Annotated in this window: 29 protein-coding genes, 1 other RNA gene and 1 riboswitch; of the genes, 12 read left to right on the top strand and 18 right to left on the bottom strand. The window is 68.0% G+C overall.

Annotated elements, in window-relative coordinates:
• Window positions 1-80: 80 nt before the first annotated feature.
• The gene (locus tag N7I30_RS10425; RefSeq protein WP_498638653.1) at window positions 81-1,739 is read right to left on the bottom strand and encodes a hypothetical protein; all 1,659 of its coding nucleotides are present in this window, start codon (window positions 1,737-1,739) and stop codon (window positions 81-83) included.
• A gap of 55 nt (window positions 1,740-1,794) precedes the next feature.
• Entirely contained in the window at window positions 1,795-2,190 is a 396-nt protein-coding gene (locus N7I30_RS10420; protein ID WP_498638651.1) for a hypothetical protein, read from the bottom strand.
• A gap of 214 nt (window positions 2,191-2,404) precedes the next feature.
• Here N7I30_RS10420 and N7I30_RS10415 point away from each other — a divergent pair, with 214 nt between their 5' ends.
• Both N7I30_RS10415 and N7I30_RS10410 read left to right on the top strand, forming a co-directional pair.
• Window positions 2,405-2,635: a DUF2188 domain-containing protein gene (locus N7I30_RS10415; RefSeq protein WP_498638649.1), complete on the top strand. Its 231-nt coding sequence runs from the start codon at window positions 2,405-2,407 to the stop codon at window positions 2,633-2,635.
• Window positions 2,636-2,809: 174 nt separating this feature from the next.
• A complete protein-coding gene (locus N7I30_RS10410; RefSeq protein ID WP_498638647.1) occupies window positions 2,810-4,270 on the top strand; it encodes a DUF2254 domain-containing protein in 1,461 nt (486 codons plus the stop codon).
• 10 nt (window positions 4,271-4,280) lie between these two features.
• Here the strand turns inward: N7I30_RS10410 and ruvB are convergent, their stop codons facing one another.
• The 6 genes from ruvB to N7I30_RS10380 all read right to left on the bottom strand — a co-directional run bounded on the left by ruvB (window position 4,281) and on the right by N7I30_RS10380 (window position 9,411).
• Window positions 4,281-5,327, bottom strand: coding sequence for a Holliday junction branch migration DNA helicase RuvB (gene ruvB, locus N7I30_RS10405; RefSeq protein WP_187390193.1), 1,047 nt, complete (start codon window positions 5,325-5,327; stop codon window positions 4,281-4,283).
• A 151-nt stretch (window positions 5,328-5,478) separates the two neighbouring features.
• Window positions 5,479-6,099 carry a Holliday junction branch migration protein RuvA gene (gene ruvA / locus N7I30_RS10400; RefSeq protein ID WP_009208741.1) on the bottom strand — a complete coding sequence of 207 codons (621 nt, stop codon included), beginning with the start codon at window positions 6,097-6,099 and terminating at the stop codon, window positions 5,479-5,481.
• 151 nt (window positions 6,100-6,250) lie between these two features.
• On the bottom strand, window positions 6,251-6,769 hold the full coding sequence (gene ruvC / locus N7I30_RS10395) for a crossover junction endodeoxyribonuclease RuvC (RefSeq protein WP_228240238.1): 519 nt from the start codon (window positions 6,767-6,769) through the stop codon (window positions 6,251-6,253).
• Between the two features lie 235 nt (window positions 6,770-7,004).
• Complete coding sequence (locus N7I30_RS10390) at window positions 7,005-7,496, bottom strand: PRC-barrel domain-containing protein (RefSeq protein WP_498638644.1); 492 nt, start codon at window positions 7,494-7,496, stop codon at window positions 7,005-7,007.
• A 175-nt stretch (window positions 7,497-7,671) separates the two neighbouring features.
• Window positions 7,672-8,391 carry an SAM-dependent methyltransferase gene (locus N7I30_RS10385; protein WP_498638642.1) on the bottom strand — a complete coding sequence of 240 codons (720 nt, stop codon included), beginning with the start codon at window positions 8,389-8,391 and terminating at the stop codon, window positions 7,672-7,674.
• Window positions 8,392-8,661: 270 nt separating this feature from the next.
• The gene (locus N7I30_RS10380; RefSeq protein WP_009208737.1) at window positions 8,662-9,411 is read right to left on the bottom strand and encodes a YebC/PmpR family DNA-binding transcriptional regulator; all 750 of its coding nucleotides are present in this window, start codon (window positions 9,409-9,411) and stop codon (window positions 8,662-8,664) included.
• A gap of 79 nt (window positions 9,412-9,490) precedes the next feature.
• Between N7I30_RS10380 and N7I30_RS10375 the strand changes: the two genes are divergently transcribed.
• From N7I30_RS10375 to N7I30_RS10365, 3 genes are all read left to right on the top strand, one after another.
• Window positions 9,491-10,006 carry a GFA family protein gene (locus N7I30_RS10375; RefSeq protein ID WP_498638641.1) on the top strand — a complete coding sequence of 172 codons (516 nt, stop codon included), beginning with the start codon at window positions 9,491-9,493 and terminating at the stop codon, window positions 10,004-10,006.
• A 168-nt stretch (window positions 10,007-10,174) separates the two neighbouring features.
• A complete protein-coding gene (locus N7I30_RS10370; RefSeq protein ID WP_498638639.1) occupies window positions 10,175-10,804 on the top strand; it encodes a tetratricopeptide repeat protein in 630 nt (209 codons plus the stop codon).
• 40 nt (window positions 10,805-10,844) lie between these two features.
• Window positions 10,845-11,654, top strand: a complete 810-nt coding sequence (locus N7I30_RS10365) for an MBL fold metallo-hydrolase (protein WP_498638637.1) — start codon at window positions 10,845-10,847, stop codon at window positions 11,652-11,654.
• Between the two features lie 30 nt (window positions 11,655-11,684).
• Here N7I30_RS10365 and N7I30_RS10360 read toward each other — a convergent pair whose 3' ends face one another.
• A complete protein-coding gene (locus tag N7I30_RS10360; protein WP_498638635.1) occupies window positions 11,685-12,506 on the bottom strand; it encodes a TIGR00282 family metallophosphoesterase in 822 nt (273 codons plus the stop codon).
• Between the two features lie 439 nt (window positions 12,507-12,945).
• On the opposite strand from N7I30_RS10360, the gene N7I30_RS10355 reads away from it, so the two are divergent.
• Complete coding sequence (locus tag N7I30_RS10355) at window positions 12,946-13,461, top strand: CAP domain-containing protein (protein WP_498638633.1); 516 nt, start codon at window positions 12,946-12,948, stop codon at window positions 13,459-13,461.
• Here N7I30_RS10355 and N7I30_RS10350 read toward each other — a convergent pair whose 3' ends face one another.
• Window positions 13,462-14,043 carry a 5-formyltetrahydrofolate cyclo-ligase gene (locus tag N7I30_RS10350; protein WP_498638631.1) on the bottom strand — a complete coding sequence of 194 codons (582 nt, stop codon included), beginning with the start codon at window positions 14,041-14,043 and terminating at the stop codon, window positions 13,462-13,464.
• Between the two features lie 91 nt (window positions 14,044-14,134).
• Window positions 14,135-14,291: non-coding RNA, 6S RNA (ssrS, locus tag N7I30_RS10345), on the bottom strand.
• A gap of 105 nt (window positions 14,292-14,396) precedes the next feature.
• Here ssrS and N7I30_RS10340 point away from each other — a divergent pair.
• Entirely contained in the window at window positions 14,397-14,936 is a 540-nt protein-coding gene (locus tag N7I30_RS10340) for a YgjV family protein (protein WP_498638629.1), read from the top strand.
• A 34-nt stretch (window positions 14,937-14,970) separates the two neighbouring features.
• On the opposite strand, the gene N7I30_RS10335 is transcribed toward N7I30_RS10340, so the two are convergent.
• Window positions 14,971-16,068 carry a 2'-deoxycytidine 5'-triphosphate deaminase gene (locus N7I30_RS10335; RefSeq protein WP_370194793.1) on the bottom strand — a complete coding sequence of 366 codons (1,098 nt, stop codon included), beginning with the start codon at window positions 16,066-16,068 and terminating at the stop codon, window positions 14,971-14,973.
• A gap of 89 nt (window positions 16,069-16,157) precedes the next feature.
• Window positions 16,158-16,235, top strand: a riboswitch (SAM riboswitch).
• A 71-nt stretch (window positions 16,236-16,306) separates the two neighbouring features.
• On the opposite strand from N7I30_RS10335, the gene N7I30_RS10330 reads away from it, so the two are divergent.
• The 3 genes from N7I30_RS10330 (at window position 16,307) to N7I30_RS10320 (ending at window position 18,149) form a co-directional block, all read left to right on the top strand.
• Complete coding sequence (locus N7I30_RS10330) at window positions 16,307-17,503, top strand: O-succinylhomoserine sulfhydrylase (RefSeq protein WP_498638627.1); 1,197 nt, start codon at window positions 16,307-16,309, stop codon at window positions 17,501-17,503.
• A 113-nt stretch (window positions 17,504-17,616) separates the two neighbouring features.
• Window positions 17,617-17,886, top strand: coding sequence for a type II toxin-antitoxin system Phd/YefM family antitoxin (locus N7I30_RS10325; RefSeq protein WP_230785654.1), 270 nt, complete (start codon window positions 17,617-17,619; stop codon window positions 17,884-17,886).
• Window positions 17,883-18,149, top strand: coding sequence for a Txe/YoeB family addiction module toxin (locus tag N7I30_RS10320; RefSeq protein WP_277025139.1), 267 nt, complete (start codon window positions 17,883-17,885; stop codon window positions 18,147-18,149). Before N7I30_RS10325 ends, N7I30_RS10320 begins: the two co-directional genes overlap by 4 nt.
• 30 nt (window positions 18,150-18,179) lie before the next feature.
• On the opposite strand, the gene N7I30_RS10315 is transcribed toward N7I30_RS10320, so the two are convergent.
• Window positions 18,180-18,785, bottom strand: a complete 606-nt coding sequence (locus tag N7I30_RS10315; protein WP_498638623.1) for a CDP-alcohol phosphatidyltransferase family protein — start codon at window positions 18,783-18,785, stop codon at window positions 18,180-18,182.
• Between the two features lie 94 nt (window positions 18,786-18,879).
• On the opposite strand from N7I30_RS10315, the gene apaG reads away from it, so the two are divergent.
• Window positions 18,880-19,272: a Co2+/Mg2+ efflux facilitator ApaG/CorD gene (apaG, locus tag N7I30_RS10310; protein WP_498638620.1), complete on the top strand. Its 393-nt coding sequence runs from the start codon at window positions 18,880-18,882 to the stop codon at window positions 19,270-19,272.
• A gap of 73 nt (window positions 19,273-19,345) precedes the next feature.
• Here the strand turns inward: apaG and N7I30_RS10305 are convergent, their stop codons facing one another.
• From N7I30_RS10305 to N7I30_RS10295, 3 genes are read right to left on the bottom strand one after another with little or no spacing between them, the layout of a single operon-like run.
• Window positions 19,346-20,374 carry an Hsp33 family molecular chaperone gene (locus N7I30_RS10305; RefSeq protein ID WP_230785650.1) on the bottom strand — a complete coding sequence of 343 codons (1,029 nt, stop codon included), beginning with the start codon at window positions 20,372-20,374 and terminating at the stop codon, window positions 19,346-19,348.
• Complete coding sequence (argF, locus tag N7I30_RS10300; protein WP_491389963.1) at window positions 20,367-21,320, bottom strand: ornithine carbamoyltransferase; 954 nt, start codon at window positions 21,318-21,320, stop codon at window positions 20,367-20,369. Before argF ends, N7I30_RS10305 begins: the two co-directional genes overlap by 8 nt.
• An 8-nt stretch (window positions 21,321-21,328) precedes the next feature.
• Window positions 21,329-22,543, bottom strand: a complete 1,215-nt coding sequence (locus tag N7I30_RS10295) for an aspartate aminotransferase family protein (RefSeq protein WP_498638618.1) — start codon at window positions 22,541-22,543, stop codon at window positions 21,329-21,331.
• 449 nt (window positions 22,544-22,992) lie between these two features.
• On the opposite strand from N7I30_RS10295, the gene N7I30_RS10290 reads away from it, so the two are divergent.
• A complete protein-coding gene (locus tag N7I30_RS10290) occupies window positions 22,993-23,556 on the top strand; it encodes a GcrA family cell cycle regulator (protein ID WP_024348873.1) in 564 nt (187 codons plus the stop codon).
• Window positions 23,557-23,661: 105 nt separating this feature from the next.
• On the opposite strand, the gene phoB is transcribed toward N7I30_RS10290, so the two are convergent.
• Window positions 23,662-24,405, bottom strand: coding sequence for a phosphate regulon transcriptional regulator PhoB (gene phoB, locus N7I30_RS10285; protein ID WP_024348874.1), 744 nt, complete (start codon window positions 24,403-24,405; stop codon window positions 23,662-23,664).
• A gap of 5 nt (window positions 24,406-24,410) precedes the next feature.
• Entirely contained in the window at window positions 24,411-25,157 is a 747-nt protein-coding gene (phoU, locus tag N7I30_RS10280) for a phosphate signaling complex protein PhoU (protein ID WP_188077650.1), read from the bottom strand.
• Between the last annotated feature and the right edge of the window lie 8 nt (window positions 25,158-25,165).

Raw genomic sequence — 25,165 nt, 5'->3', positions numbered from 1 at the left:
GCGACCGGGGCATCCCGCCCCGGCCGACCCATTCGCCGAAAGGGCGCGCTCCACTCGTCGGAGCGCGCCCTTTTCGTTGTTCAGCGCGCAGGCGTGTCGGACGCCGCGCCTGTCGGCGCGGAGGGCACGGCGCGTCCGGGCGGCGCGAATTGCGATCCTTCATAGGTCTCGCACAGCCCGGTCTTGCCCTTCGGCGCGACGCAGCTCGCATTCAGCATGCCCCAGACCATGTCCATCGGCAGGACCCGCATCTGGTTCGTGCCCGTGGCATAGAACCAGTCCGGGTCCGGCGCGCCGTTCACCGTCTGGCTCAGGCCGAACAGGTTGAGGTCGTTGCTTGCGCCAATCCCCGGCACGCCGGGATTGCCGGTGGCGTCCGGCCCGGCCTGGGAATGGCAGGTCATGCAGGAGGCCGAATTGACGAAGCCGCCCTCGGTGATCGACTGGCCGGCATGGGTCGGCATGCCCGTCGGCGTGACGAACTCCGTCTGCGAGGCCTTCAGCCGGTAGCTGCGCCACGCCGGATCGGCCGCCGATGGCGTGTCCGGATCCTGCGGCCCGTCACCCGTGGCAATGCCCATGGCGGCCATCAGGCCGTCCAGCGCCGGGGTGATCCGCTCGCCGGTCTCCTCCGGCGTGTAGGGCGTGCCCATGTCGAAGACGATGTCCTGGGTGGCGTCCTCGGAGTTCTCGGTCTTCGGCGGAATGTAGTTCTGGCCGAAGCTCTCGCCCTCCACCGTCACGCCGGCGGCGCTGTAGCCGTAGGAATCGTTGCAGCCGGTGAAGTCGCAGCGGCCGAGATTGCCGACATGCTCCATGGCGTACCAGTGCCAGGTCGGGATCGCCTTCGACGCCGCCGTCACCGCGACGAGATAGTAGAGCTCCGGTTCCTCGTCGCCGGGTGCCAGCGTCTCCTCGATCAGCATCGTCACATAGGGCGCGTCGGGATCGTTCGGCGGATTGAGCGTTCGCCCGGCATCGTCCTCGCGCCAGATCAGGCCGTTTTCCAGCATCTGCGACTGGCTGAGGAAGTCGACCTTGAACATCACCGCGTCGGTCGGATAGTCGATCGCCAGCGCCGCGTTGTTGTAAGGCGCATTGACGTTCACCCAGTCCTGCATCGCGGTGAAGCGGGCGCCCAGGCTCTCCTTGTTGTAGAGGTTCTGGGCGAAGGTGTAGCGCACGAACGACCGGTTGCGGAACACGATCTCCGCCTCCTCCTGGCGCAGCACCCGCGCCGGATCGAGCCGTTCCAGGAAGTCGTGGGTGTGGCTCGGGCTCGGCCGCGCCACGGTGATCGGCGGCGGATTGGTCCAGTCCGGCGGATAAAACGGGCAGCCGGCCGGCGGTGCCTCGCCCAGCGGCGGGGTCTCGTCGAACACCGCCGGGTCGCAGCAATCCTCCGGCGAGCCCTCGCGTCCGCAGATCGCCTTCGGGTCGTCGATCCAGATCGTCTGGTCGGTGCCCCAGGTCCAGAACGCCTGCTCGACCGCCGTCAGGAACGACGTCCAGCCGAAGGCATCGGGACAGCTCACCGCCGGATTGCCGATCGCCTCGGGCCAGCTCACCGTACCGTTCGCGGCGGTGGGCTCGCAGCCCGGCCGGTCCCGCACGTCGGCCCGGAACAGGCTCGCCTGCTGGATCTGGTTCGGCGCCGCCGCCTGTCCCTGCGCTTCCGCCCCGGCCGCCAGCAGCACAGTGGCCGCGAGCAGCGATCGGGCGATCGTTCGATGGGTCATGCCGTCCTCCCGTTGATGCCTGGTCGTGTGAACCCTGCGCCCTGATCCCGCCGCGTCAGGCCGCCGGCAGCAGGGCGACCACCGGCAGGTGATCCGATTGCAGCTTGTCCGGCGGATAATTGGGCGGGATCCGGTCGGCCGCCGGGCCGGCACTGTCGAAGACGTAGTCGCCTGCCCGGTCGCCTTGGGCGAGGCTGCGCGGTGCGAGATCGCGCCATTCCCACCACAGGCTCGCTTCCTGCAGCCCGATGAGGGCGAAGCCGTCCATGCCCATCGCCTCGGGCATCGCGTCGATGCAATGGGCGACGTTGACGGCGCAGCGGGTCAGATGCGGATTGCCGGGAACGAAGGTGCAGGCATCGCCGAGCGGCAGGCCGTGGTGATGGCTCATCGCCTCCCAGCAGACATTGTAGCTGAGCACCAGAAGCGCGTCTGTCCCGCTGTCCGCCATCGCCGACCACCTTCCGCTGCGGAATGCTACCAGCAGGACAGGCTTCTGACCAGCTTTCGCGTCGACGTTGTTGCCCCGGCCGGCGGCGAGACTAAAAACATCCGGGCGTCCCCCCGTTGCCCGGCCAAACGACCGACGGCCGCGAACACTTGCCGCCCCGCGGCGTCTCGCTAGCTTTCGCCAGCACGAGAAACCCGATTTCGAGGAGAGCGGCATGGCACGCGAACGCTATTACGTCCTGAAGGATGGCGACGGCTGGAAAATGCGTCACAACGACAAGGACACGCCCTACGACACCCAGGCGGAGGCGATGGAAGCCGCCCGCGACGCGGCCCACAAGATGCATGACAGCGGCACCGACTCCCAGGTCCTGGTGCAGGGCAACGACGGCCAGTGGCAGACGGAATGGACCTACGGCAACGATCCCTACCCGCCGGCCGGCTGACCCGGCGCACCCAGCCTTCCCTTCGTTGGATCGGCCGCTGACGAAGCGGCCGGTCCCCGCGCCTCCCGCCGGCTCCGGGCACCCATCGTTTCGGATTCACACGGCAATGGCGGCTTGGTGCTTGTGCCGGGCCGTGCGGGCCATATCTGCACTCGCCCGACCCGAGGAGCCGCGATGCGTGCGTTCATCCAGCAATATTACCAGCGCGTCGTCGCAAGCTACTGGTTCATCCCCTCGATCATGGCGGTCAGCGCCGCGGTTCTCGCCTTCGTCCTGATCGAGATCGACGCCCGGGTCCCGCTCGACGCCTTCGGCGAGAGCCCGTTCTTCTACGCCACCCAGCCGGACGGGGCCCGCGCCATCCTCAGCGCCATCGGCGGCTCGATGATCGGGGTAGCCGGTACCGTCTTCTCGGTCACCATGGCGACGGTGGTCTTCGCCTCCGGCAGCTACGGCCCGCGGCTCCTGACCAACTTCATGAACGACCGCGGCAACCAGATCACCCTCGGCGTCTTCGTCGCGACCTTCATCTATTCCATGCTGGTGCTGCGCAGCGTCCGCGACGGCGGCGAGGACGACGTCTATGCCGCGATGTTCGTGCCCAATATCGCGATCTTCGGCGCCATCATCCTGGCCATCGGCTCGATCGGCGTCCTGATCTTCTTCATCCACCACGTCCCGTCCAACATCCACATTTCCAACGTCATCGCCGGCATCGGCGAGGCGCTGTGCAAGCAGATCGAGAAGGCCTTCCCGGTCCGCGGCGACGTGGAGGACGGCGAGGCGACCGGCGAAGCCCAGCCGGCGGGCCTCCTGTGGCAGGTGCCGCCCTGCTTCGGCGACGACATCGACGAGGCTACCGCCACCGTGCCCTATGCCGAGATCGTCTCCGACCGCAGCGGCTATCTCCAGATCATCGACCACGAGACCCTGATCGAGGCGGCGCAGAAGGCCGACATCGTGGTGCGGATGAACTGCCGGACCGGCATGTTCGTACATCCCGGCAAGGTGATCTTCCACGCCTGGCCGAGCGAGCGCGTCACCGACGCAACCCGCACTGCCCTCGTCGCCTCCATCGCCTGCGGCAACCAGCGCAGCCCGCATCAGGACCAGGTCTTCCTCGTCGACGAACTGGTCGAGATCGCCGGCCGGGCGCTGTCACCGGGCGTCAACGACCCCTTCACCGCGATCACCTGCATGGACTGGCTGACTGCCGCCATGTCCCGCATGGTCGGGCGCGGCAAGGCCGATCCGCTGCATGTCGACAGCGACGGCAAGCTGCGGGTCATCGACCTGCCGCGCAGCTTCGCCGAATATCTGGAATATTCCTTCGGCCATCTGCGCCAGTACGCGGCCACCGACATGATCGCCGGTGAGCACTACCTCGCCTGCCTGGAGCAGATCGCCCCGGCCGCCACGCGGCCGCGTGACATCGCGGCGCTGCGCCGCCAGTGCGACGCCTTCATGGGTCTCGCGCGTCTCGGCCTCGACGGCGCCGCTCTCGCCGTGGTCGAAGCCCGCGCCGCGCATCTGGCGGCGACCCTCGACCATCCGGCCCATCGCCTCGCCTATCCGGTGCCCGACGGCGAACGCATGGCGCGGCTGGACACCGGGCACCACCCGGCCTCGGCCTGACGCATCCGCCTCACTCGGCGTCGGCGCCGTCCTCGAACAGGCTCGCCTGCGATCCCTGATAGGTGCTCGGCACCGCCAGCCCGAGATGGGCGAAGGCCCGCTGGGTGAGCAGGCGGCCGCGCGGGGTGCGCTGCAGGAAGCCCTGCTGCAGGAGATACGGCTCGACGATGTCCTCGATGGCGTCGCGCGGCTCCGACAGCGCCGCGGCGATGGTCTCGATGCCCACCGGCCCACCACCGAAATTCATCGCGATCAGCTCCAGGTAGCGCCGGTCGAGCTGGTCGAGGCCGAGACTGTCCACTTCCAGCCGCGACAGCGCCTCGTCGGCCACCTTGCGGTCCACCGTCTCCGCCCCGGCGACGTCGGCGAAGTCGCGCACCCGGCGCAGCAGCCGACCGGCGATACGCGGCGTGCCGCGGGCCCGGCGGGCGATCTCGCGCGCGCCGTCCTCGGCCATGGGCAGCCGCATCAGCCGCGCGCCGCGGGTGACGATGTGCTCCAGCTCCGCAACCGTGTAGAAATTCAGCCGCACCGGAATGCCGAAACGGTCGCGCAGCGGCGTCGTCAGCAGCCCCAGCCGCGTCGTCGCCGCGACCAGGGTGAATTTCGACAGGTCGATCTTCACCGAGCGCGCCGCCGGTCCCTCGCCGATGATCAGGTCGAGCTGGAAATCCTCCATCGCCGGATAGAGGATTTCCTCCACCGCCGGGCTCAGCCGGTGGATCTCGTCGATGAAGAGGACGTCGCGCTCTTCCAGATTGGTCAGCAGCGCCGCCAGATCGCCGGCCTTGGCGATCACCGGGCCGGAGGTCGAGCGGAAATTGACCCCCAGCTCCTTGGCCATGATCTGCGCCAGCGTCGTCTTGCCGAGCCCCGGCGGGCCGACGAACAGCACGTGATCCAGCGCCTCGCCGCGATTCTTCGCCGCCTCGATGAAGATCTTCAGATTAGCCCGCGCCGCCGCCTGGCCGACGAAATCGTCCAGCCGCTGCGGCCGTAGGGTCGCGTCGATGTCCTCGCCGTGCTTCTCGGGAGTGATCAGGCGGGCGTCGCTCATAAGGGCCGTTCCGTCGCGATGGGACAATCTGCCTGCAAGACCAGAGGCGCGGCCGGTCGCGGGCAGGTTCCGCAATGGCCGTTCGGCGCCGTCATGTCAAAACCGGCCGGCCGGCAATCCGTCCGGAGCCCCGGCTGCACCCTTCGCCCCCTCAGCGGCTCAGCGCCTTCAGCCCCAGCCGGATCAGCTTCGCGCTGTCCGGCGCCTCGCCGGCATCCTTCAGCGCCTTCGCCACGGCCTCGGCCGCCTGGTCGCGCGGATAGCCGAGATTGACCAGCGCCGAGACCGCATCGGCCACCGGCGCGGCGGCGGTGCCGCCGCCGATGTCGCGCTTCAGCCCCAGGCTCTCGTCGCTGCCGGCGCCCGAGAAGGCCGGCGCCTTGTCCTTCAGCTCGGCAACGATCCGCGCGGCGACCTTCGGTCCGACGCCGGGCGCGCGGGCCACCATCGCCTTGTCCTGCAGCGCCACCGCATTGGCGAGGTCACCGGCCGACAGGGTGCCGATCACCGCCAGCGCCACCCGGGCGCCGACGCCCTGCACCATCTGCAGGAGCCGGAACCAGTCCTGCTCGGCCCGTGTCGCGAAGCCGTAGAGCCGCAGCATGTCCTCGCGCACATAGGTGTCGATGAACAGCACCACCGCCTCGCCCTCGCCCGGCAGCGCCGCCAGGGTGCGCGCGCCGCAAAAGGCGACATAGCCGACGCCGTGGACGTCAACGACGACGTGGTCCTCGCCGATCTCGTCGACGGTGCCCTTCAGTTTGCCGATCACGAATGCGTCTCCAGGCGGTGGGAATCGAAGGTGGGTCTGCGGCAAGGCATGCCCGCGCCGTCGCTTACCACGATCGGCGCATCATCGCCGACAGTCCCGGCTGGCAGCGCCGTGCGCGGGCCGCGACAGGCAGACGGATCTGCGCGCACCCTCACAGGCCCGCCAGCAGCGCCCGCGACTGGGCCGACTGGCGGTGATGGCTGTGGCAGATGGCGATCGCCAGCGCATCGGCGGCGTCGTCCGTGTCGAAGGTCGCCTTGGGCATCAGCACCTTCACCATCATGTGGATCTGCTTCTTCTCGCCATGGCCGACGCCGATCACCGCCTTCTTCACGGCGTTGGGCGCATATTCGGCGACCGGCAGCCCGGCCAGCGACGGCACCACCATGGCGATGCCGCGGGCCTGCCCGAGCTTCAGCGTGGCGACGGCGTCCTTGTTGACGAAGGTCTGCTCCACCGCCGCCTCGTCGGGCTGCTGCGCGTGGATCACCTCGGTCAGCCCCTCGTAGAGCGTGCGCAGCCGCGAGGCGAGATCCATCTTGCCGTCCGACATCACCGTGCCGCTGGCCACGAAGCGCAGCGAATTGCCGAGCGTCTCGACGATGCCCCAGCCGGTCCGGCGCAGGCCGGGATCGATGCCGATGATGCGAATGGTCCGCTCCTGCAACACTTCGTTAACCCTCTCCGACTAGCCGAATCAGGTGCTATTGAGAAGACGAAAAGTGAACAAACCAAAAACGAAACAGGCTTGACCACAGGGAGACCGCACAGGCTCATGGCGCGAGGCAGCGATTCCCCGCGAAACTGGGCGCCCAAGAACGAGGCCCGCCGCGGTTTCCCGCGACGGGCCTTCGAATTGCACCGGATCAGCTCCGGCTCAAGCGTCACCGGTCAGACGAGGCGCCTCAGTTCCACCAGGCTTCGTCGACGCCCGGACGGCCTTCGAGCTCTTCCTCGGAGAACCGCGTGATGAACGCGTAGGACTGGTCGTCGACCGGTACGAGATCCACGTCGCCAACCCGCAGCATGACGTGCTTGTCGGCGATGTCGAGGAAGCCGCCCACTTCGGCGACGACGCCGGCAAGGTTGCCCGACCGATCAAGGACCACGTCCTCGATCTCGCCGATCTGGTTCCAGTCGCTGCCGACCGCTTCATAGCCCGAACGGCCCCAGGCGTAGTCGTCCCGGTCGCCCCAGGAGCCCTCGTTATAGGCTTCGTTGGTCGTGTAGACGGCGCCACCCACGATGTCGCGGGTCCGGATCAGCTGCGCCCAGTCGGTCGCTGCAGTATCTTCCGAGGCCATCGGCGTCGTGGCCGGTGTGGCAGCAGTGTCCTGCGCGATAGCGGGCGTCGCGGCGAAGATGATGGCGGTCGCAGTGGCTGCAATATACTTCATATGAGCCTCCTCTCTGGCGTTGGAATTCATCAAACCAACGGAGAGGGTTCGCCATTGTTCCAGAACGCGCGACACAGTCTGACGCAGCCCATCCATACGGGTGCCGGTTGCTTTTGAAACTCGCTCAGCCCGTGCGCTCTACTTCACCACCGGATAGCGGACGGCGAACCGGGAGCTAGGCGTCCCGTGCGCCCGCGTCCCGGGTCGCGATCACCGATTTGCGCAAGCCGAGGACGGTCTCGTAGGAGATATCGCCATCCGGGAAGAACGCCGCCATCTGCCGCCGGCCGATCAGATCGTGGTCGCGCACCACGTTGCGTGCGTCCTCGACATCGTCGATGCGGTCGAAGAAGCCGAGCGCGAAGCGCTGCAGCATGGCGATGCGCACCGCCTTGGGCAGATACTGGAAGCCGGCGGTTCGGAAATGCGGCTCGTACGGAAACCAGTAATTCGGCGTCTGGCAGTAATAGCGCGGCGCCAGCCGGCGCATATTGAGGGCGAAGTCCCGCATGTTGGCCCGCGAGCCGACATGCTCGATCACCGAGTTGGAATGGGCGAGATCGAAGCCCTGGTCGTCGAAGAGCGTCAGGTCGCTGGCGCTTTCGCGCACGGCACGGAACTGGTCGGGCCGCGCCACCACCTGGGGCTCGGTATTGACCAGCGTGACGAAGACCCGCCCGCGCTGCCGGTCGAGATAGTCGCCGGCGACCGCCCAGTATTTTTCCGTGCCCCCGAGATCGACGATCTCGCAGCGTTCCTGCTTTGCCAGAACGGCGTCGATCAGGTTGCGGATGCGCACGAAGCGTCTGGCGCGGAACTGGAATTCCAGGCTGGTATCGTCGACATAGGGGTCCGAGCGACGGCGAAGGGCCCCGAGATAGGCTGAAATCTGCATGACGTGGTTCCTGTTTCCCACGTCGATGTAGGACTTTCCCTAAGGAGACGTCTCGTTAATCGTTAACAAATGGTTAACGCCGCCAAGCCCGGCGGGCCGGGGTTTGCGGCCAGACGGCGCCCGAGAACACGCAGTCGTGAGGGAAGAGCGGCCGGTCGGGCAGCGTCATTCGCCCCCCGGACGGCCACCGAAGCGGCGTTACGGAGCGGCGACCGGGCGAGCCGCGTCGCCGCAGCCCGCCACCTGTCATGGAAGGGGCGTCCGCCCGGCTCAGGCGGCCGACAGCTTCGCCATCACCTCGTCGTCAACCTCGAAATTGGCATAGACGTTCTGCACGTCGTCGTCGTCGTCGAGATTGCCGATCAGCCGCATCACGCTCTCGGCCTTGTCCTCGTCCACCGGCGTGCCGGTCTGCGGCCGCCAGGTCGGGCGCACGCTCTCGGCCTCACCCAGCGATTCCTCCAGCGCCGTCGACACGTCGCCGATATCCTCGAAGGCGGTGACGATGGTGTGGCCGTTCTCGTCGGAGATCACGTCGTCGGCGCCGGCCAGGATCGCCGCTTCCATCACCGTGTCGGCGTCACCGGCCGACAGCGGATAGACGATCTCGCCGACATGATCGAACATGAAGGACACCGAACCGGTCTCGCCCATCGAGCCGCCGGCCTTGGTGAAGCAGGAGCGCACGTTGGAGGCGGTGCGGTTGCGGTTGTCGGTCAGCGCCTCGACGATGATGGCGACGCCGCCTGGGCCGTAGCCCTCGTAGCGGACCTCGTCATAGTTCTCCGAATCGCCGCCCGAGGCCTTCTTGATGGCCCGGTCGATGTTGTCCTTCGGCATCGACTGCGCCTTGGCGTTGTTGATCGCCAGTCGCAGCCGCGCGTTCATCGAGGGGTCCGGCAGGCCCGACTTGGCCGCCACCACGATCTCGCGGGCGAGCTTGGAAAACATCTTCGATCGGACCGCGTCCTGGCGGCCCTTGCGATGCATGATGTTCTTGAACTGTGAATGGCCGGCCATGGCGAACCTGTCTATCAATGCGGAAGAATTGCGCGACATATAAAAAATCGGGCGGCAAACGTCCAGAACGAGGTTTCCCATGTCCGACGCCCCCGAAGCTTCCACGGCCCGCCGGACCACCCTCCCGGCCCTGCCGCTGACCGGGGGCTGCCAGTGCGGCAGGGTGCGCTACGAGATCCGTGCGGCGCCGCAGGTCTTTTATCTGTGCCATTGCACCGAGTGCCAGCGGCAGACCTCCAGCGCCTATGGCGAGAGCCTGCGCGTCGATCCCGCCAGCCTCGTCATCACCGGCGAGATGGCGACCACCCGGCGCATGGCCGACAGCGGCGCGGTGCGGCTCGGCGATTTCTGCCCCGATTGCGGCGTGCGCATCCAGCACCGCTCGCAAGGCAATCCCGGCCGGGTCAACATCAAGGCAGGCACCCTCGACGACACCAGCTGGCTGGTCCCCGCCGGCCACATCTGGACCGCCTCGCGCCAGCCCTTCGTCGCCATCGGCCCCGACGAACTCGATTATCCGGGAGCACCGGCCGACAATTTTGCTGCGCTGATCGCACGCTGGCAGGAGATGGTCCGACCCGCCGACGGCGCATAGACGCCTTGCAGCCCGCTCGCGCGTCCCCTCCTGCGCGTTGCCGGCCGGCGGCCGCCGCGTGATGACGCCATGTTGATTTCGCTTCTGGCGCCGGCGGGGTAGCCTCGAAGCGTCGGCGCCCGATCGCCCCTGCTGCTGCCGCGCCGACGGTCAGGGGAGAACGCGACCATGCGATATCGCGCTGCGCTGTTCCGCTATGCCCTCTGGGCAGCCCTCGTCCTCGCCGCGGCCGTCCCGGCCCTGGCCGACACCGCCGCGCCGGGCAATGATCGCGCCTCGTCGCCGTCTGAACCCGAGCGCGCGCTTCGCCCGACCGAAACCCGCCTCTTCGCCGCACTCAAGAACGCCGCCACCGAGGCCGAGGGCCGCGCCGCCGAAACCGCCATCTGGCGGCACTGGATCAAAGCCGCGCCCGATGCCGCCACCCGCCGCCTCGTCGAAGAGGCCATGGACCGGCGCGGCAGCTACGATTTCGCCGGCGCCCGCGCCCTTCTCGACGCCGCCGTGGCGGCCGCCCCCGATTATGCCGAGGCTTTCAACCAGCGCGGCTTCGTGCGCTTCCTGCAGGAGGATTTCGACGGCGCGCTGGCCGATGTCGACCGCGCCATCGCGCTGGAGCCGAGGCACTTCGCCGCCATGTCCGGCCGCGCCATCATCCTGATGCGCCAGGGCCGCTTCCGTCTCGCCCAGACCCAGCTTCGCGAGGCCGTGGCGATCCATCCCTTCCTCAAGGAGCGCGCGATGATCGTGCCCGAGGCGCCCGACACGCCTGCCGAACCCGGCGGCGTCGATCTTTGACCCGCTTGACCCGCCCGTCCCGCCGACCCGGAGCCTGCCCATGAACCGCCTTGTCGCCCTCGCCGCGCTTCTCGCCGGCCTCGCCATGGCGCCTGCCCCGGCCGCCGCCCAGATGGTGCCGAGCACCTGCATCGCCATGGCCGAGAGCCTGCCGGGGGCGACCTATGTCGCGATGGACAGCCCGGCCTCCCGGCGCTTCGCCGCGACGTCGGACGAGGTGACCATCACCTATGTCTCCCACGCGACCTATCTGATCGAGAGCCCCGGCGGGGTCGTGGCGGCCACCGACTATGCCGGCTATGCGGGCGGCGCGATGCCGGACATCGTCACGATGAACAAGGCGCATTCGTCCCACAACACGCCCTATCCCGACCCGGCGATCCCGCATGTCCTGCTGGGCTGGAACCCGGAGGGCGGCCCGGCCGAGCATGCCCTGACCGTCGGCGACCTCTATGTGCGCAACGTGCCGACCGACATCCGCGCTTTCGGCGGCATGGAGGCGGACGGCAATTCGATCTTCATCTTCGAGGTGGCGGGCCTGTGCATCGGCCATCTCGGCCACCTGCATCACCAGCTCACCAACGAGGACTACGCCCGCATCGGCCGGCTCGACATCCTGATGGTGCCGGTGGATGGCGGCATGACCATGAGCCAGGAGGGCATGGGCGAGATCGCCGACCGCCTGCGCTCGTCCATCGTCCTGCCGATGCATCGCTTCGCCGGCCCGATCGAGCGCTTCCTCGACCGCATGCCCGGCTTCGCCGTGGAGCGGCGGACCGAACCCAGCCTCACCATCTCCATGCGCAGCCTGCCGAAGACGCCGACGGTCATCGTCCTCGCCGGCGTCTGACGCCGGCGCCGCGCGTTCGCGGCGAACGCCCTACCAGAAATCGGGCACCGCCTCGGCAAGCCGCGGGCCGATGCGCACCGGCGCGACCTTTTCGGCCAGCCCCGTGCGGTCGGAGATCTCCACCGCCAGCCCGGCGATGGTCGCCGGCCCCTGCGCCGCGTCGAAGCGGCCCCGCGGCACCTTGGTGACGAAGCGGTTCAGCGGCTCCTCCTTCTCCATGCCGAGCGAGGAATCGTAGTCGCCGCACATGCCGGCATCGGACTGGTAGGCGGTGCCGCCGACGAGGATCTGGTGGTCGGCGGTCGGCACATGGGTGTGGGTGCCCACCACCACGCTCGCCCGTCCGTCGAGGAAATGCCCGAAGCACTGCTTCTCGCTGGTCGCCTCGGCGTGGAAGTCAACGATGATGGCATCGGCCTGTTCGCCCATCGGGCAGGCCGAGACCAGATTGTCGGCGCAGGCGAAGGGATCGTCGAGATCGGGATGCATGAACACCCGGCCCATGATGTTGGCGACCAGCACCCTGGCGCCGTTCTTCGCCTCGAACAGGCCCGAGCCGTGGCCGGGCGTGCCGGCCGGATAGTTCGCCGGCCGGATGAAGCGGTCCTGCCGCCCGGCGAAGGCCAGCGCCTCGCGCTGGTCCCAGACGTGGTTGCCGGTGGTCACCGCGTCAGCGCCCGCCTCCAGCGTGCGCTCGAATATCTCCTCAGTGATGCCGAAGCCGCCGGCCGAGTTCTCGCCATTGACGACGACGAAGTCGAGCTTCCAGTCGGAGATCAGGCCGGGCAGCCTGTCGAAGACGGCGGTCCGTCCGGAGCGGCCGACCATGTCGCCGAGAAAGAGAAATCGCATCGCGCTCGCCTGTCGCTGTCTGTCCGCGGCCTCGCGCCGCGCCGGCCCACCCCTGACGACAAACCGGCAGCGATCCGCTTGGCCCATGCCGCCCGCCCCGTCAACTCGGCCACGCCATCCCGCAATGCGGGGGTCGCCCGCCGGCAACAGTGCCGCCGTCGCCCGCCCCTGCGCAACATCGTCGCGTCGGCCAGCCGCCGCCGTGCGGTCGAAAAACCGCCAGATTGCCGGGGCATGAGGCCGGTGTCTCGCCGCTGCCGCCGGCCGGGCGCGGTCTTTGGCCGCGCCGACATGCCGGCGGGGCCGACGACTTTCAGATTTCGGTGAGCAATCCCCGCCATCATCATCGTGCATCTGCGTCTCCTTGGGCGCAGGGCCGCCGACCGCCTGCCGCGCTTCCCCGATCGCGCGCCGCAACCGACAGGACAGACCAGACCCCATGACCTTCGCCCGCCGCACGCTCCTTGCCCCCGTCCTGCGCCTCCTGGCGCTGCTGCCCATCGCGCTTCTGGCCGCCTGCGTCGGCTCCCCCGGCTCCGTCGATGTCGGCTCGACCCGCGAGATCAGCGTCGACCGCAATGTCGCGCTCGCCACGATCAACGCCTTCCGCGCCGAGAACGGCCTCGGCGCCGTCCGCTTCGACCCGGTGCTCGGCAAGGCGGCCGAGCGGCAGGCCCGCGCCATGGCCGCCAGGGGCAATCTCAGCCATTCGCTGGACGGCCCCCTGCCCAACCGGGTCGCCTCCTTCGGCTATGACTGGGCTGCGGTGTCGGAGAATATCGGCTGGAACTACCGTTCGACGCCGGCCGTCATCACCGGCTGGAAGCGCTCGCCCGGCCATCGCCGCAATCTGCTCAACGCCAATGTCACCGAGATCGGCTTTGCCGCGGCGACCGGCGCCAATGGCGAGCCCTATTGGGCGCTGATCCTCGGCCGCGAGAAGAACCGGCGCTGATCAGCCAATATCGGGGCGGATCGTCTCGCGCTCGGTGACGATCATCGGCAGGCGGATGTCGTGGGGCTCCATCGGCACCGTCTCCGCCTCCTGCACGGCAAAGGCGACGCCGGCTAGGATCGGCGGCGCGCCCTTGTCCGTCAGCGCCGCGATGGCGCTGTCGTAATAGCCGCGGCCATAGCCGATCCGGCCGCCCTGCCGGTCGAAGACCGCCAGCGGCACCAGCATCAGTTCCGGGTCGAGCACCGCCGCCTCGGCGCCCGGCGCATAGGTGCCGAAGCCCTGCGGCTCCAGCGGCGCTCCGCGCACCAGATGGCGGAACTGCAGACGGCCGTCGACGATCGCCGGCACGCAGAGGCGCGCGCCGCGGTCGGCCAGCAGCATCATCAAGGGACGGATATCGATTTCGGAGCGGATCGGCAGGAAGCCCGAGACGACCATTCCGGGCGTGATCGGCAGGAGCTCGGCGCAGCGATCGGCGACGGCGAGCGACGCCTCGATCCGGGCGTCTTCCGGCATCCCGTCCCGCCGGGCCAGCGCCGCCTGGCGCAGGCTTGCCTTGGCTTCTTTCGCATCACTCATCGGCTCTCCCCCCCTGCCGGGCAGAGGTGAACGATTTCGCGGCGGAAGAAAAGTGGTCTGCCGTTTCGGCTGGCCGGAGAAGGGTGGAAAGTGACGAGCCACCCGGCCGATGGAGATGTCGATCCCGGGAACCTACAGAGTAGGTGGGCGCCGTGTGCCCCAGGCCCACGGGCCAAGGCAGGGACAGCTCCCTAGGAATGACTAAGGCCCCGAGAATATGTTACTCCTGGCGCACCGCGCAGCCCGTCGAACACCAATATAGGCGACGCTGCCCCATCCAGCCATAGCTGCAAGGGCTCCGCCCGAAGTTTCTTCTCACACCCGGCGGACGGCTTCGTTCGACCGCCGCCCATATGATCGGGAGATCACAACTGGAGCTCTGGGATTTCCGCTTCATCGCCGGTCAGGCGACCGGCTTTGCCGCGCTGGTCATCTGCATCATGGCATTCGCCAGCAAGCGCGACGACCGTCTGCTGCTGCTGCTGGTCTTCGCCAATGTCGCCTTCGCGGTGCAGTTCTTCCTGTTCGGCGCCAAGGTCGCCGGCGCGATCAGCGCGCTGATCATCCTGCGCATCCTTCTGGCGCGCCGCTACAAGGGAAGCTGGCCCGTCATGGCGGCGATGCTCGCGGCGACCGGGCTGGTCAGCTGGATCAGCTGGGAGCGGCCGCTCGACGTCATTCCGCTGACGGCGGGCCTGCTCGGCACCATCGCCATGTTCATGCTGGACGGCATTCCCATGCGCCTGCTTCTGGCCGGCGCGGCGCTCTGCTGGGTCGCCAGCAACGTGCTGGTCGGCTCGGTCGGGGCGGCGCTGGCCGAACTCCTCGTCCTGACCACCAACGCCGTCACCATCTGGCGCCTCAGCCGCGACCGCCGCGAGGCGCTCGCCTGAGGGGCGGCGGCGCGGGTCGTCACCGCGCTAGCCCTCAGACGAAATGCTTCGACAGCTTCAGACCCTGGGCCTGGTAGTTCGACTTCAGATCGCTGCCATAGAGCTTCTCCGGCAGCGCCTGCATCCGCTCATAGACCAGCCGGCCGACGATCTGCCCGTCCTCCAGGATAAAGGGCACGTCGTGGCTGCGCACCTCCAGCACCGCCCGGCTGCCCGAGCCACCGGCCGCCGAATGGCCGAAGCCGGGATCGAAGAAGCCGGCATAATGGACGCGGAATTCGCCGACCAGCGGGTCGAAGGGCGTCATCTCGGCGGCGAAGGCCGGCGGCACATGCACCGCCTCCTTGGACACCAGGATGTAGAATTCGTCCGGATCGAGCACCAGTTCGCCGGCCTTGGAGCGCAGCACCGGCTCCCAGAAATCGGTGAGCGCATAGGCGCCGCGCCGGTCGACGTCGACGACGCCCGTATGCCGCTTGCCGCGATAGCCGACCAGCCCGTCCCGGTTGCCGACGAGATCGATCGACAGGGCGATGCCGCCGCCGGAGATGTTGGCCTCGGCCGCCGTCGTCAGCACCTGTTCGCCGTGCAGCGCCGCCAGTTCCGCCTCGTTCAAGAGCGGCTCGCCGCTGCGGAAGCGGATCTGCGACAGGCGCGAGCCCTGCCGCACCAGGATCGGGAAGGTCCGCGGCGAGATTTCCAGATAGAGCGGGCCGTCATAGCCGGCCGGCAGCTTGTCGAATTCCTGCGCCCCGTCGGCCAGCACCCGCGTGAAGATGTCGAGCCGCCCGGTGGAGGATTTCGGATTGGCCGTCGCGCGGATGTCGGCCGGCAGGCGGAAGCTTTCCAGGAGCGGCACCACGTAGACGCAGCCGGTCTCCAGCACCGCCCCGTCGGCGAGGCTGAATTCGTGCAGCGAGAACCGGTCGAGCTTGTCGACCACCGACTGCCCCTGCCCCGGCAGGAACGAGGCGCGCACCCGGTAGGCCTTCGGCCCGAGGCGGAGATCGAGGCTCGCCGGCTGGATCTGGTCGCCGTCGCGTTCGATCGGCGCGGCAATGGCACCGGCGGCAAACAGCCCCGCAATCTCCTGGTCGGGCAGGATTCCGCCCTGCGCGTATGTGTCCGACATCGGCTGTCCCGTCATGGCCTTGCATTGCATCCGCGCCGCCCGCGGCGTCGCGCTCCCGGATTGACGCCTAGCCGGATCGGGTCTATTTGCAAAGCAGAAGTGGTGATTTGGCCGGCCGGCTTGCAGCCACGTTAAAGAAGTCGCTAAAGGGCCGTTCTGACGATATGGCGATCGTGCCTCCCGACGAACCGGCTTTGCGGCGACGCGACAGCCGGTTTTTGTTGTTCGGAGACGACCCATGCAGAAGAAGACGGATACGGCACGTAAACTGCGCCCGGCCACGGCCATGGTCCATGGCGGCACCACGCGCTCAAGCTTCGGCGAGACCTCCGAGGCGCTGTTTCTCACCCAGGGCTTCGTCTATCCGAGCGCCGAGGCCGCCGAGGCCCGCTTCCGCGGCGACGAGCCCGGCTTCATCTATTCGCGCTACGGCAATCCCACGACCCGCATGTTCGAAGAGCGGATGATGGCGCTGGAAGGCGCCGAGGATGCCCGCGCCACCGCCTCCGGCATGGCCGCCGTCGCCGCCGCCATGCAGTGCCAGGTCAAGGCCGGCGACCATGTCGTGGCCGCCCGCGCCCTGTTCGGCTCCTGCCGCTACGTGGTCGAGACGGTGCTCGAGCGCTGCGGCGTCGCCTGCACCCTCGTCGACGGCCGCGATCTCGACGCCTGGCGCGCCGCCGTGCGGCCGGAGACCAAGGTCTTCTTCATGGAGACGCCGACCAATCCGACGCTGGAGGTGATCGACATCACCGCGGTCGCCGAGATCGCCCATGCGGCCGGCGCCACCCTTGTCGTCGACAACGTCTTCGCCACGCCGATGCTGCAGCGGCCGCTGGAGCTCGGCGCCGACGTCGTCGTCTATTCGGCCACCAAGCACATCGATGGCCAGGGCCGGTGCCTCGGCGGTATCATCCTGTCCTCCGCCGCATGGATCGACGAGAACCTCCACAACTACTTCCGCCACACCGGCCCGTCGCTGTCGCCCTTCAATGCCTGGACGCTGCTCAAGGGCCTGGAGACGCTGCCGCTGCGCGTCGCCCAGCAGACCCGCTCGGCGGCCCGCATCGCCGACACGCTGGCCGAGCACGGCAAGGTCAACAAGGTGATCTATCCGGGCCGCGCCGACCATCCGGACGCGGCGATCATCGCCCGCCAGATGACCGGCGGCTCCACCCTCCTCGCCTTCGAGGTGGCCGGCGGCAAGGAAGCGGCCTTCCGCTTCTCCAACGCCTTGGAGATCATCCTGATCTCCAACAATCTCGGCGACGCCAAGAGCCTGATCACCCATCCGGCGACCACCACCCACAAGAACCTGACGCCGGAAGCGCGCACCGAACTCGGCATCAGCGACGGCCTCCTTCGCCTCTCCATCGGCCTTGAAGACGTCGACGACCTGCTCGAGGACATCGAAAGCGCCCTGGCGGCGGTCTGAGCTCTCTTCCGGGATCACGCCTCGGACTCCGCGCCGATCATTGACATCGGACGGGTGTGTACGCATTTATGTACATATCCGTCCGATCTACTTGTGACGGCAGGAGACTTGTCATGGTGGACGTTGGCTTCACCCAGTTCCGCGCCAATCTTGCCGGCCATTTCGACGAGGTCATCCGCTCGCGAGCACCCTTGCTCGTGACGCGGCAGGGCAGTGAATCCGCCGTGCTGATCTCGGCAAGCGAATGGGAAGGCGTGCAGGAGACGCTCCACCTTCTCAGCAGCCGCAACAATGCCGAGAAGCTGTTCGGGGCGGTCGCCGAACTCGATGCCGGTCGCGGTGTCGACAACGACCCGACAATCGACGCCGAAGACGCAGGATGAAGCTCCTGTGGGCCGAACAGGCCTGGAGCGACTATCTGCATTTCCAGACGAGCGACGCGAAGATCCGGGACCGGATCAACGATCTCATCAAGGAAGCGAAGCGGACGCCATTTCAGGGGATCGGCAAGCCCGAGCCGCTCAAGGGCGACCTGAAGGGATGGTGGTCACGCCGCATCACCGGCGATCACCGCCTCGTCTACCGTGTCGCCGGCAAGGATGACGACCAGCGCCTCGAGATCGCGGCGTGTCGCTATCACTACTGAAGCCGCACGGGTGGTGCAGTCAGGCAGCCCTTATCCGAACGCCTGAAAACTCATCCGCACGCGCCAGGCAAAGGTCCAGGCCGTCATCGCCGCGAAGATATAGGCGATCACCGCGAAATGCTGCGGCAGCAGGCAGAACAGCACGAAGACCGCCAGCGTTTCCGACGCCTCCGCCAGCCCGGTGGTGAAATAGAGCGACTTGGTGCCGCGCTGCACGGTCCGGATGCCGCGCTTTTCGGCCATCACCGCATAGGCGAGGAAGCTCGCGCCATTGGCGTAGAAGCTCATCAGGAGGATCGCCGCGGCCAGCGCGTTGGCGCCCGGATCGAGGATCGCGAAGGCCAGCGGGATCGATCCGTAGAAGAGAAAATCGAAGACGATGTCGAGATAGCCGCCGAAATCGGTCGGCCGTGTCTGGCGCGCCACCGCCCCGTCCAGCCCGTCGGCGAGCCGCGACAAGAGGATCAGCACGAGGCCGGTGATCAGCGCGCCGAAGGCGATCGCGGCGGCGGCCGCCAGTCCCAACACGAGGCCGGCGACCGTCACGGTGTTGGCGCCGATCTTCAGCCGCGCCAGCCCGCCCGCCAGCCAGTCGATCGGCGGGTCGATCTGCCGTTTCAGAACACCGTCGAGCAAGGCTTTCTCCGTCCATGCGGCGACCCGCCGTTGACCCGAACCGGCCGCGCCGCGATAACGGAAGCGACGCGACACGCCATTCGGGTATGGGGCCATGTACAGGGCGACGACGCACGGCATCACGGTCACGGTGACACCGACCTATCTGGAAGACCAGTCGATGCCGGACGACGGACGCTGGATCTGGGCATATACGGTCGAGATCGAGAACGGCAGCCGGCAAACGACCCGGCTGCGATCACGATATTGGCACATCACCGACGCCAATGGTCACGTCGAGGAAGTCAGCGGCCCCGGCGTCGTCGGCGAGGAACCGCGGCTCGCGCCCGGCGACAGCTTCACCTACACCTCCGGCTGCCCGCTGGGCACGCCGTCCGGCTTCATGCGCGGCCATTACCGCATGGAGCAGGAGGACGGCACGCTGTTCCAGGTGGAGATCCCGGCCTTCTCGCTCGACGTGCCGGCCCGCCAGCGGGTGCTGAACTAGCCGCGCGAACCCGCCGGCCGCCGTCAGCGCCCCGTCCCCGCGCCCGAACCGGTCGCGCGCGAAAAGTGTGGGATCAGCTCTCGCCGTCGGGGCTCTTGTCGCTTTCGGCGTCCGTGAATTCCGACGGATCGAAGCTGTAGGACTCGCCGCAGAACTCGCAGGTCACCGCGATCTCGCCGTCCTCGACGCTCTCGGTGATCTCCTCGGCGGAGAAGTTCGACAACACGCCCTTGATCCGCTCGCGATTGCACGAGCAGTCGTCGGCGACCGGATTGGGCGGGAACACCCGCACGCCCCGCTCGTGGAACAGGCGGAAGAGCAGCCGCTCGACGCCGACATCGGGATCGGCAAGCTCCGACGCCTCGACCGTGTCGACCAGCGCCCGCACCTCGACCCAGGAATCGTCCGGCTCGAAATCGCCCAGCTCGTCCTCGACGCCCTCCGGCGCGTCGCCGCCCGGCAGGTCCGGCATGCGCATGCGCTCCGGCGATTCCGGCAGGAACTGTGCCACCAGGCCGCCGGCGCGCCAGCTTTCCACGAAGCCGTTCTCGCCGCGCTTGACGATCCGCGCCACCGCCAGCTTCACCGCGGTCGGGATCTGCTCGGACTGGCGGAAATACGCCTCGGCGACCTCCTCCATGGACGAGCCGGCCAGTTCCACGATGCCCTGGTAGCGCTGGGTGTATTCGCCCTGGTCGACGGTCAGCGCCATGATGCCGTTGCCCAGCAGCGCCTCGGACGAGGTCGCGCCGACGCTGACGGCGGCCGCCAGCTTGTCGGCGTCGAAGCGGGCATAGCCGCGCACGCTCGACGGCGTGGTGAAGTCGACGACCAGCAGGTCCACCGGACCGTCGGTCTGGGTCTGGGCAATGAACTTGCCGTCGAATTTCAGCGACGTGCCGAGCAGCACCGTCAGGACGACCATCTCCGCCAAAAGCCGTGCCACCGGTTCGGGGTAGTCGTGCCGGCCGAGGATCTGGTCGAGCATGGGGCCGAGCTGCACCGCCCGGCCACGGGCGTCGAGGCCCTCGACCGCGAACGGCACGACGGCATCGTCGCCGGCGAAGTTGAACTCGCCGAGCGCCTTCTGCGGATCAGCCACGGCTCTGCCCCGCGGATGTCTCGGTGCCGAGTGCGTCGAAGCACCAGGCCAGGATGGACTTTTGCGCGTGCAGACGGTTCTCGGCCTCGTCGAAGACCACCGATTGCGGGCCGTCCATGACGGCGTCGGTCACTTCCTCGCCGCGATGGGCAGGGAGACAATGCATGAAGAGTGCCTCGGGCTTGGCATGCGCCATCAGGCGTTCGTTGACCTGATAGGGCATGAAGACATTGTGGCCGCGTGCCTGTTCCTCGCGGCCCATGGACACCCAGGTGTCGGTGACGACGCAGTCGGCGCCGGTCACCGCTTCCACCGGGTCTTCCGTAATTAGGATCGAGGCGCCGTCTTTGCGAGCCCGTTCGACGAAGCGCATGTCCGGCCCCGACCCCGCCGGCGTGGCGATGGTCAGGTTGAAGGCGAAGCGCGCCGAGGCCTCGACGAAGGACGACAGCACGTTGTTGCCGTCGCCGGTCCAGGCGAAGGTCTTGCCGCGCACCGGGCCGCGCTTTTCCTCGAAGGTCAAAAGATCGGTCATGATCTGGCACGGATGGGTGTCGTCGGTCAGGCCGTTGATCACCGGCACCGTGGCGTATTCCGCCATTTCCGTCAGCCGGTCATGGGTGGTGGTGCGGATCATGATCGCGTCGACATAGCGCGACAGCACCCGCGCCGTGTCGGCGATGGTCTCCGAGCGGCCGAGCTGCATCTCGGTGCCCGACAGGAACAGCGTCTCGCCGCCCAGCTGCCGCATGCCGACGTCGAAGGACACCCGCGTGCGCGTCGACGGCTTGTCGAAGATCATCGCCAGCACCTTGCCGGCCAAAGGCTTCGGGCCGTCGCGGCCGAGCGCCTTGCGCCTGGCGGCGTCGTCGATGATGTCGTGCAGGTCGCGGCTCGGGACGGCGGAGATGTCGAGAAAGTGCTTGGGGCCGTTTGCCATCGTCATCATCTGCCTCACGCGCTCTTGCGCCGGTTGCCGGCCGACATGGCCGCCACCGCCGTCTCGATCCGATCCATCGCCTGCCGGACCTCGTCCGCGGTGACGTTGAGCGGCGGCAGCAGGCGCACGACATTGTCGCCCGCCGGCACCGCCAGAAGTCCTTCCTCGCGCATCTGCGCCACGAGTTCGCCGTTCGGCACCTTGGCCTTCAGCCCGATCAGCAGCCCCTCGCCGCGCACCGCCTCGATCACGTCGGGATAGCGGTCCGAGAGCGAGGCCAGCGACTGCTTGAGCTGCAGCGACATGTCGTGGACATGGTCGAGGAAGCCGTCGTCCAGCACCACGTCGAGCACCGCATTGCCGATAGCCATCGCCAGCGGACTGCCGCCATAGGTGGTGCCGTGCGAGCCCGGCGTCATGCCGCTGGCCGCCCGCTCCGTCGCCAGGCAGACGCCGAGCGGGAAGCCGCCGCCGATGCCCTTGGCCGAGGCGAGGATGTCCGGCGCGGCGCCCGAATGCTGGTAGGCGAAGAACTTGCCGGTCCGCCCGACGCCGGTCTGCACCTCGTCATAGATCAGGAGGATGCCGAGATTGTCGCACATCTCGCGCAGGCCCGTCAGGCACATGGCCGGCACGCTGCGAATGCCCCCCTCGCCCTGGATCGGCTCGATCAGGATCGCCGCGACGTCCGGCTGGGCCGCCGCCTCGCGCAGCGCGTCATGGTCGCCGAAGGGCAGCTGGTCGAAGCCCTCGACCTTCGGGCCGTAGCCCTCGAGATATTTCTTCTGCCCGCCAGCCGCGATGGTCGCCAGCGTGCGCCCGTGGAAGGCGCCCTCGAAGGTCAGGATGCGATAGCGCTCCGGCGCGCCGTTGACGTAGTGATAGCGCCGCGCGGTCTTGATCGCGCATTCCACCGCCTCGGCGCCCGAATTGGCGAAGAAGGCGCGGTCGGCGAAGGTCGCCGCCGTCAGCCGTTCGGCCATCCGCGTCTGGTCCGGGATCTCGTAGAGATTGGAGACGTGCCACAGCTTCTCGGCCTGCGCCTTCATCGTCTCGACGAGATGCGGATGGGCATGGCCGAGGCAGTTCACCGCGATGCCGCCGCCAAAGTCCATGAAACGTCGGCCGTCGCGCGTCTCCAGCCAGACGCCGCTGCCGCGCTCGAAGGCGAGCGGCGCGCGTGCATAGGTCTCGAAGAGCGGCGAGGAATGGTCCGTCGTGTCAGCCATGGCCTTTGACTTTGCTGGATCGTGAGGGTCGGATCCGGTTGTTGTTGCGGGATCGGTCCGGCGCGCGAACCGCTGGGGCGGGATGCTTGAAACGCCAAAGCCTGCCGATGGGGCAGGCTTTCCAGCGTTTTCCGAGACTTCGGAGCTTCCGCTATACCATGGCGAGCCGACGCGGTGTCAATCGAACCGCATTTTCGCCCTGCTTGTCCGTCATAGGCTTGACGAACGTCACGGGCGGCAACAAAGGCTGGGGAAAAGCCCCAAACGATTCCCCTGCGTCCCCGACGAGCCTTGTCAGCGAGTCCGCGGCTGGGCTATCTTGCCGTCAAGATACTAGATTTCGTGCGGCGGACCTAGTTCCTCAATATATCTTGTGCGTTCTGGCGCGGTCAGCCGTCGCGCTTGTGGAGGGATTCCAGCCGTCGCGACTATGCCGAAAGGAGCTTGCCATGGGCTGGACTGACGAACGCGTGGAGCTGCTCAAGCAGCTCTGGACCGAAGGCCTGAGCGCCAGCCAGATCGCCGACCGCCTGGGCGGCGTCAGCCGCAATGCCGTGATCGGCAAGGTGCACCGCCTGAAACTCGAATCGCGGGCCCGCCAGCCGAATGTCGCGCAGCCGGTCGCCGTCGAGCGCCCTGCCCCGCGCCGCACGGCCGAGGTCGAGACCGTCGAGATGGTGGTGCCGGCCCGTCTGGTCGCCGCCTCGCAGCAGCAGGCCCCGAGCCGCTCCATGCCGCGCACCATGGGCGCCACCGCGCTGAAGATGGAGCCGGAGGAAGAGCTTGAGGTGATGGATCAGCCGCAGGAGCGCGAGAGCGCCGAAGTGGTGCCGATCGCCCGCAAGCTCAGCCTCGTCGAGCTGACCGAGACCACCTGCAAATGGCCGGTCGGCGACCCGATGAAGCCGGACTTCCATTTCTGCGGCAACAACGCCCGCGATGCCTCGCCCTATTGCGCCTATCACGCCAAGCTGGCCTTCCAGCCCTTCTCGGATCGCCGCCGCGCCCGCTAGGCGCCACAGACCGTACCAAACGCAAACACCCCGCGTGGCCAGGCCGCGCGGGGTGTATGCGTTTCAGGCTCGTGAAGCAGCCGCCCGGCGCCGGGCGGAGACCCGTCAGGCGCCGGCGCTCAGCCGCGTGCGGGCCGGCGCGGCCGGGGACCTGGCGGCGCTGAACTGCTCGTCCAGCGCATAGCCGGCGCCACGGACGGTGCGGATCGGGTCGCGCTCACGGCCGCGATTGATCGCCTTGCGCAGCCGGCCGACATGCACGTCCACCGTGCGCTCGTCGACATAGATGTCGCGGCCCCAGACGCCGTCGAGCAGCTGCTCGCGGGAGAACACCCGGCCCGGCGACTGCATGAAGAATTCCATCAGCTTGAACTCGGTCGGTCCGAGCTTGAGCTCGCGTCCGGCGCGCCGAACCCGATGGGTCTCGCGGTCGAGATCGATGTCGCCGGCGACGAGTTGGCTGGAGATCTTCTCGGGCTTGGAGCGGCGCAGCATGGCCCGCACCCGGGCGATCAGCTCCGGCGTCGAGAACGGCTTGACGACATAGTCGTCCGCGCCGACCGAAAGGCCGCGCACCCGCTCGCTCTCCTCGCCGCGTGCCGTCAGCATCAGGATCGGCAAGCGTTCGGTCTCCTCGCGCTGGCGCAGCCGCCGGCACAGCTCGACGCCCGACAGGCCCGGCAGCATCCAGTCGAGGATCAGGAGGTCGGGCACCTCCTCCTTCAGCCGGATGTCGGCCTCGTCGCCGCGGTCGATGACGTCGACGACGTAGCCCTCGGCCTCGAGATTGTACCGCAGGAGAATGCCGAGGGCTTCCTCGTCCTCGACGACGACGATCCGTGCGCTCATCGCTGTCAGCCCTCGTCAGCCTGGCTCGGCGGGTCGTTCGGCACCGGCTGGGTCATCGTCGCCGTGTTGTCGCCCTTCGGCCGCTCGTTTTCGAGCTGCTTGCCGGTCTGGATATAATAGACCGTTTCGGCGATGTTGGTGGCGTGATCGCCGATCCGCTCGATGTTCTTGGCCGAGAACAGGAGATGCGTGCAGGAGGTGATGTTGCGCGGATCCTCCATCATGTAGGTCAGGAGTTCGCGGAAGATCGATGTGTACATCGCATCGATCTGCTCGTCGTTCTCGCGCATGGCGAGCGCGCGCTCGTAGTCCCGCTCGCCATAGGCGTCGAGCACTTCCTTGAGCTGCTCCAGCGCCATTTCCGACAGATGCTCGATGCCGCGCACCAGCTGCACCGGATGGGCGTGGTCGTGGACCGCGATCACCCGCTTGGCGATGTTCTTGGCCAGGTCGCCGATCCGCTCCAGGTCGTTGGAAATGCGGATGGCGCCGACGATCTCGCGCAGGTCGACGGCCATCGGCTGGCGCTTGGCGATGGTCATGATCGCCCGCTCGTCGAGCGCCCGCTGGGCATCGTCCAGCAGCAGGTCGTCGGCGACCACCGACTGGGCCAGCCCCCAGTCGCTGCGCATCAGCGCGGCGACCGACTGCTCGACCATCCGCTCGGCCATCCCGCCCATTTCCGAGATCCGGCGGACGATCAGCTTCAGCTCGTCTTCGTAGGACGTGACTGTATGTTCGGTCATGGGCATGACGCTTC

It is taken from the genome of Aurantimonas litoralis (assembly GCF_026153195.1).
Classification (GTDB): Bacteria; Pseudomonadota; Alphaproteobacteria; order Rhizobiales; family Rhizobiaceae; genus Aurantimonas; species Aurantimonas coralicida.
This window is presented reverse-complemented; position numbering and strand designations above follow the sequence as displayed.

What these genes read in the sequence shown, in the direction of transcription:
- N7I30_RS10425 (WP_498638653.1), bottom strand. Translation starts at nt 1,739, where the DNA reads ATGACCCATCGAACGATCGCCCGATCGCTGCTCGCGGCCACTGTGCTG.
- N7I30_RS10420 (WP_498638651.1), bottom strand. Translation starts at nt 2,190, where the DNA reads ATGGCGGACAGCGGGACAGACGCGCTTCTGGTGCTCAGCTACAATGTC.
- N7I30_RS10415 (WP_498638649.1), top strand. Translation starts at nt 2,405, where the DNA reads ATGGCACGCGAACGCTATTACGTCCTGAAGGATGGCGACGGCTGGAAA.
- N7I30_RS10410 (WP_498638647.1), top strand. Translation starts at nt 2,810, where the DNA reads ATGCGTGCGTTCATCCAGCAATATTACCAGCGCGTCGTCGCAAGCTAC.
- ruvB (WP_187390193.1), bottom strand. Translation starts at nt 5,327, where the DNA reads ATGAGCGACGCCCGCCTGATCACTCCCGAGAAGCACGGCGAGGACATC.
- N7I30_RS10390 (WP_498638644.1), bottom strand. Translation starts at nt 7,496, where the DNA reads ATGAAGTATATTGCAGCCACTGCGACCGCCATCATCTTCGCCGCGACG.
- N7I30_RS10385 (WP_498638642.1), bottom strand. Translation starts at nt 8,391, where the DNA reads ATGCAGATTTCAGCCTATCTCGGGGCCCTTCGCCGTCGCTCGGACCCC.
- N7I30_RS10380 (WP_009208737.1), bottom strand. Translation starts at nt 9,411, where the DNA reads ATGGCCGGCCATTCACAGTTCAAGAACATCATGCATCGCAAGGGCCGC.
- N7I30_RS10375 (WP_498638641.1), top strand. Translation starts at nt 9,491, where the DNA reads ATGTCCGACGCCCCCGAAGCTTCCACGGCCCGCCGGACCACCCTCCCG.
- N7I30_RS10370 (WP_498638639.1), top strand. Translation starts at nt 10,175, where the DNA reads ATGCGATATCGCGCTGCGCTGTTCCGCTATGCCCTCTGGGCAGCCCTC.
- N7I30_RS10365 (WP_498638637.1), top strand. Translation starts at nt 10,845, where the DNA reads ATGAACCGCCTTGTCGCCCTCGCCGCGCTTCTCGCCGGCCTCGCCATG.
- N7I30_RS10360 (WP_498638635.1), bottom strand. Translation starts at nt 12,506, where the DNA reads ATGCGATTTCTCTTTCTCGGCGACATGGTCGGCCGCTCCGGACGGACC.
- N7I30_RS10355 (WP_498638633.1), top strand. Translation starts at nt 12,946, where the DNA reads ATGACCTTCGCCCGCCGCACGCTCCTTGCCCCCGTCCTGCGCCTCCTG.
- N7I30_RS10350 (WP_498638631.1), bottom strand. Translation starts at nt 14,043, where the DNA reads ATGAGTGATGCGAAAGAAGCCAAGGCAAGCCTGCGCCAGGCGGCGCTG.
- N7I30_RS10340 (WP_498638629.1), top strand. Translation starts at nt 14,397, where the DNA reads ATGATCGGGAGATCACAACTGGAGCTCTGGGATTTCCGCTTCATCGCC.
- N7I30_RS10335 (WP_370194793.1), bottom strand. Translation starts at nt 16,068, where the DNA reads ATGTCGGACACATACGCGCAGGGCGGAATCCTGCCCGACCAGGAGATT.
- N7I30_RS10330 (WP_498638627.1), top strand. Translation starts at nt 16,307, where the DNA reads ATGCAGAAGAAGACGGATACGGCACGTAAACTGCGCCCGGCCACGGCC.
- N7I30_RS10325 (WP_230785654.1), top strand. Translation starts at nt 17,617, where the DNA reads ATGGTGGACGTTGGCTTCACCCAGTTCCGCGCCAATCTTGCCGGCCAT.
- N7I30_RS10320 (WP_277025139.1), top strand. Translation starts at nt 17,883, where the DNA reads ATGAAGCTCCTGTGGGCCGAACAGGCCTGGAGCGACTATCTGCATTTC.
- apaG (WP_498638620.1), top strand. Translation starts at nt 18,880, where the DNA reads ATGTACAGGGCGACGACGCACGGCATCACGGTCACGGTGACACCGACC.
- argF (WP_491389963.1), bottom strand. Translation starts at nt 21,320, where the DNA reads ATGACGATGGCAAACGGCCCCAAGCACTTTCTCGACATCTCCGCCGTC.
- N7I30_RS10295 (WP_498638618.1), bottom strand. Translation starts at nt 22,543, where the DNA reads ATGGCTGACACGACGGACCATTCCTCGCCGCTCTTCGAGACCTATGCA.
- N7I30_RS10290 (WP_024348873.1), top strand. Translation starts at nt 22,993, where the DNA reads ATGGGCTGGACTGACGAACGCGTGGAGCTGCTCAAGCAGCTCTGGACC.
- phoB (WP_024348874.1), bottom strand. Translation starts at nt 24,405, where the DNA reads ATGAGCGCACGGATCGTCGTCGTCGAGGACGAGGAAGCCCTCGGCATT.
- phoU (WP_188077650.1), bottom strand. Translation starts at nt 25,157, where the DNA reads ATGCCCATGACCGAACATACAGTCACGTCCTACGAAGACGAGCTGAAG.